The organism is Sphingorhabdus sp., from assembly GCF_044357595.1.
Classification (GTDB): Bacteria; Pseudomonadota; Alphaproteobacteria; order Sphingomonadales; family Sphingomonadaceae; genus Sphingorhabdus_B.
Genome location: NZ_JBIKPH010000175.1, coordinates 1 through 3,885, shown reverse-complemented (window position 1 = coordinate 3,885; position 3,885 = coordinate 1). Strand labels below are relative to the sequence as shown.

The following is a 3,885-nucleotide window of genomic DNA, read 5'->3' as shown; positions in this document are numbered from 1 at the left end:
CATGGTGGGCGCTAACGGGCTCGAACCGCTGACCCTCTCGGTGTAAACGAGATGCTCTACCAACTGAGCTAAGCGCCCCTCTCGGGAAGCGGGCCTTTGCCAAAGCTTTATGCCTTTGGCAAGCCTAATTAGATCATTGGAGCCGAACGCGTGGTAAGCGCGGCAAAATAATCATCGAGTTTCGCAGAGGTTTCGGCAGAAAGCTCAATGAATACGCGACGGGCATCCGCCGGGTCCTGACGCCGCACGAGCATACCGCTTTGGGCCATGGCCGTAATCCATCGCAAGGCCGTTGTTGGCGGCACTGCAGCCGCGATACACAGGCTGGATACAGATACCTGCCGCCCTTCCTGCGCCGCTGCTTTGAGATCAAGCAGGATGTCCCATGCCGGATCAGCAAACAGGTCGGGCTGAAAAAAACTGTCACGTAACCGGCGCAGCTTAATGATTTCACGCAGATTATGCGGCCCGGCCATATGATCCGTGAACGGGCTGCTCTCAGGAAACTCCTGAAAACCATCACGCGGCGCTGGACGGAAAGACACAGGCTTTTCGGATAGTTTATCTTTTTGTTCTGATTCAGCTAGGCGTGCCAAAGTTCTGGCAAATTCGGCCAGTTCATCGCTGATGCGGTGCAAAGATGCAAATTCCACCTCGCGACCTGTGTCTCGCAGTCGTGCCATGCTGTCCCGCCCAAACGCTCCTACCAAGATAGGCTTTGCCTCGACATCGAGCGCTTCAACCATAACATGATATTGGCCGAGCGGAAATGCCGCATAAATCTCTTTCACCACATCCATAGTGGACCAAATCAGTACAATGCTGTTATACCCCTCAAGATACTTGTTAATTCGCGTAACACTAGCTTCGAGTATCTCCATTTCGGAGAGAATATTGACCAATAGAAAATCGGCAGCTTGCGAATCATCCATTACAAGGGGGGTGCAGCCTGAGAGCGTTGCGAGTCTTGCCAGGTCAGTATCGCGTTCCAAGGAGCCGCCAGCAATCATCGCGACAAGTCCATTATGGCGTAATCCCGTCTCGGAATGAAATTGTGACAATTCGAATTTCCCAACCCTTTGATTAAAATATACTTTTGCATAAGCGCGCGAAAAAGACGGGCACATTCGCAAAAACTTTAATCCGGAACGGACGAAATAGTTTGGGGGCGGGCTGCTTGCCAACATTACCTCATGGGGTAACTTAGGGTCAGGACCTGTTGTGCGGAGTGCGCGTGAACAGGCGCCGGTAGGCGATCGAAGCATATTCAATTGAATAGAAACAGATTCGTGAAGCGCGCAGCAGCGCTTTTTGTTGATTTGTGTCTAATATGATATTAATCTAATATCATATTTAAGAGGAAATTGTTATGACAGGCACATCAGATAACACGCTCATTGCCAGCCGGGAAACTGCTGCCCGCAGTTTTAACGGGTATTTGATGTTGCTCGTGCTTTTGAGCAGCATGCTGTGGTTCGGTTGGGCGATGACCAGTGTCATACCCGGCGGTCTCGATGCTGATTTCCTAGGTATGGGGCTGAGTATCACGGCTTTCTTATTTGTTTCCACGGGCTTTTACATGCTTCAGCCAAATCAGGGCGCAGCCTTGACCTTGTTCGGCGCATATAAGGGTACAGACCGGAACGAAGGACTGCGTTGGACATGGTCGTGGATTGGCAAGTCCAAGATTTCGCTGCGCGCAAACAATCTGATTTCGGAAAAGATCAAGGTGAATGACCTGCGCGGCAACCCAATCGAGATGGCGGCGCAAGTGGTATGGCGTGTGACCGACACGGCGCAGGCGTTGTTCGATGTCGATGATTACAAAGCGTTTGTACTTGCCCAAATCGAGGCAGCGGTTCGCACCATTGGCGCACGCTACCCTTATGATGACTTCACGCACCAGGAAGTGACGTTGCGCGGCAACCATGATCAGGTCGGCGGCGAATTGCGGCTGGAGCTGATGGAGCGCTTGCGCGTTGCGGGAATAACCGTCGATGAATGTGGCTTCACCCATTTGGCTTATGCGCAGGAAATTGCCGGCGCCATGCTGCGCCGTCAACAGGCAGAAGCGGTGGTCGCTGCTCGCAAGACCTTAGTTGAAGGCGCAGTTGGCATGGTCGAAATGGCGCTTGATATGCTGTCGGCCAAGAAGGTTGTGGAGTTGGACGACGAACGCCGCGCGGCAATGGTCTCAAACCTCATGGTTGTCCTGTGTGGGGAGCGCGATACCCAACCTGTGGTCAACGCTGGTTCATTGTATAGCTAAGTTAACGCCGTGTCCGCTCCGCCCAAAAAGGCCTTCCCGCTTCGTCTCGATCCGGCTTTATTTGCCAGTATCGAACGGTGCGCGGCCGCGGATTTCCGCAGCGGCAATGCGCAGATTGAGGTATTGTTGCGGGAGGCCTTGGCCAAGCGGGGCGTGAAGGTCTGGGTTAGCGCAAGCCCAAAACGCGGTCGTCCGGCAAAGGAGAGTTGAAAATGCTGCACCTGTTTTTGGAAAAAGGGCCCTGGTTCCGCGCCAAACGCTTCGGCTATGGCGCTGGCCTGCCCTTCAAATGGCAGGGCTGGGTAGTTTTGCTATTATATGTTCTGGCAATGGTGGGCTTGGGCCTGTTCGCGGACGGTCATGGTGCCATGCCACAGATAGTTACTGTTGTGCTCATGCTCTTCACCACCGCAATTTTCGTCGTCATCGTGCGCAAACGCACAGAGGGCGGGTGGAAATGGCGCGGAGATTTCGGCGCTTAGCCCAAGGCTTGCTCCAACAACCGCGCCAAACGGATGCCGCCGCGTTCGACCTGTTGCCGCAACGCGGCGCGTGAAGCCGCGACATCAGCTTCGTCGATGACAACGGGGGCCGTTGGTTTTGCGCCACAAGGGTCACCATCGACGGCGCGCGGATAGGCGATGTCTTTGGATATCGCCCAATTTTCTGCGCTCCAGCCCTGCGCATTGCCTTGGTCCACAGCCGCTTTTTCCGCTGGCCCCAATGTCCGGACGATAGCGGGTGCCGCTGACAGCGCGCGCTCAGCCAACAGCCCATCCCAAACCGAATGCAGATTATAGCCTGGCATGATGCCATAAGTGGTTTTTAAGTCATTGCCGCCGCGGTCGGCATGGTCGCCGGCATGTAATGGCTGATGAATGTCGCCGACAAAATGCACAAGAAACGCCAGCGCCTCCAATCGGACATGCGCGGGCAGGGCCTTATTCGATAGAAGGGCAAAGTTGCGGTCAATCTGCGCCGAAACGCAATTGCCGTCGGCACAGGCGCTTTTCAGGTCGAACGGTTTGCAGATGTCGACATTTTGGTAATGCCAGCTGTTGGTATAGCCCCAGCGCACACGGTCGCCCTTGATACAATCCGCCCAGACGCTGACATCCGCGATATTGCGCATAGCGCATGTGGGCGTGCCCAACATTGGCGCCGCGCGCAGAAGGCGCCGCATATTTGCCCGCGCCATGGGTGACATATTGGCCTGCGCAATCTGTGCGACGGTTTGATGGCCATATTCCCAATAAGATTGGGCAGGCGCAAGCGGCGCGAGAAGCACGAAGAGGGCCGTAAGAAGACGTTTCATGCACAGCGCCTTAAGCGTGTTTTGAAAGGAAATATATCGGCATATGCGCTGTCGATGCATTGGGCGTACGCAGCGCCTGACAGGTAAACATCGGGCCAATAGGGTCCGGTACAGGATCGCGAAAACAGTTCAGGATGATGATTGCGGGAAAATGCCAAGCCGCCTATATTGGGCTTATGTCTTCTATACGCCCTTGGCGCGATATCGCGCGCCGTCAGTCCCGCCAGATCATGGTCGGTAAAGTCCCCGTTGGCGGCAATGCCCCGATTTCGGTGCAAACGATGACCAACACGCTGACCAG

General features: G+C 54.8%; 5 protein-coding genes, 1 tRNA gene and 1 pseudogene. 4 read left to right on the top strand and 3 right to left on the bottom strand.

The genetic code is table 11. The features are described from left to right. Nucleotides 1–2: 2 nt before the first annotated feature. Both ACIQ2T_RS12400 and ACIQ2T_RS12395 read right to left on the bottom strand, forming a co-directional pair. A tRNA-Val gene (locus ACIQ2T_RS12400) sits at nucleotides 3–78 on the bottom strand. Between the two features lie 50 nt (nucleotides 79–128). Beyond that, nucleotides 129–1,061, bottom strand: a complete 933-nt coding sequence (locus ACIQ2T_RS12395; RefSeq protein ID WP_397591079.1) for a hypothetical protein — start codon at nucleotides 1,059–1,061, stop codon at nucleotides 129–131. Between the two features lie 308 nt (nucleotides 1,062–1,369). Between ACIQ2T_RS12395 and ACIQ2T_RS12390 the strand changes: the two genes are divergently transcribed. The 3 genes from ACIQ2T_RS12390 to ACIQ2T_RS12380 are packed head-to-tail and all read left to right on the top strand — an operon-like array spanning nucleotide 1,370 to nucleotide 2,751. Next, on the top strand, nucleotides 1,370–2,269 hold the full coding sequence (locus ACIQ2T_RS12390) for an SPFH domain-containing protein (RefSeq protein WP_397591078.1): 900 nt from the start codon (nucleotides 1,370–1,372) through the stop codon (nucleotides 2,267–2,269). A gap of 9 nt (nucleotides 2,270–2,278) precedes the next feature. Next, on the top strand, nucleotides 2,279–2,479 hold the full coding sequence (locus ACIQ2T_RS12385; protein WP_397591077.1) for a toxin-antitoxin system HicB family antitoxin: 201 nt from the start codon (nucleotides 2,279–2,281) through the stop codon (nucleotides 2,477–2,479). Between the two features lie 2 nt (nucleotides 2,480–2,481). Further along, on the top strand, nucleotides 2,482–2,751 hold the full coding sequence (locus ACIQ2T_RS12380; protein WP_315471329.1) for a hypothetical protein: 270 nt from the start codon (nucleotides 2,482–2,484) through the stop codon (nucleotides 2,749–2,751). On the opposite strand, the gene ACIQ2T_RS12375 is transcribed toward ACIQ2T_RS12380, so the two are convergent. Next, a complete protein-coding gene (locus tag ACIQ2T_RS12375; protein WP_315471330.1) occupies nucleotides 2,748–3,584 on the bottom strand; it encodes a S1/P1 nuclease in 837 nt (278 codons plus the stop codon). The two genes, ACIQ2T_RS12380 and ACIQ2T_RS12375, sit on opposite strands and share 4 nt — an antisense overlap. A 176-nt stretch (nucleotides 3,585–3,760) precedes the next feature. On the opposite strand from ACIQ2T_RS12375, the pseudogene ACIQ2T_RS12370 reads away from it, so the two are divergent. Next, nucleotides 3,761–3,885 (top strand): annotated as a pseudogene (locus ACIQ2T_RS12370) (4-hydroxy-3-methylbut-2-en-1-yl diphosphate synthase); the annotation flags it as partial.

Bases quoted from the DNA above. Each gene is read 5' to 3' on its own strand.
- ACIQ2T_RS12375 (WP_315471330.1), bottom strand. From the start codon at position 3,584: ATGAAACGTCTTCTTACGGCCCTCTTCGTGCTTCTCGCGCCGCTTGCG.
- ACIQ2T_RS12380 (WP_315471329.1), top strand. From the start codon at position 2,482: ATGCTGCACCTGTTTTTGGAAAAAGGGCCCTGGTTCCGCGCCAAACGC.
- ACIQ2T_RS12390 (WP_397591078.1), top strand. From the start codon at position 1,370: ATGACAGGCACATCAGATAACACGCTCATTGCCAGCCGGGAAACTGCT.